Annotated in this window: 1 protein-coding gene; it reads right to left on the minus strand. The window is 37.2% G+C overall.

Annotated features, from left to right (window positions below; genetic code table 11):
* A partial coding sequence (locus AOA61_RS31085; RefSeq protein ID WP_158234780.1) for a hypothetical protein occupies window positions 1-247 on the minus strand: 247 nt, incomplete at both ends.

Here is a 247-nt window from a genome sequence, read left to right on the forward strand (position 1 = left end):
GTATATACGGTTACTTTCCCATCTTCCCCTTCATAACTGAAGCTTTCACCATCACTTGAAAGATTAACAGAACCATCTTCACTTTCAATATTTATATTGAACAAATCACCTTCCTCACCGCCGCCTATAGTAACTGACTCTCCATCACCTAATGGTATTCTTATTCCATCATCAAAATTAAAGCAACCAGTTAAAATGAACAGTCCCACCATTACACTGATTGATCCAAATATCCACCGCTTCAAAT

Source organism: Pseudomonas sp. 2995-1 (genome assembly GCF_002742505.1).
Classification (GTDB): Bacteria; Pseudomonadota; Gammaproteobacteria; order Pseudomonadales; family Pseudomonadaceae; genus Aquipseudomonas; species Aquipseudomonas sivasensis.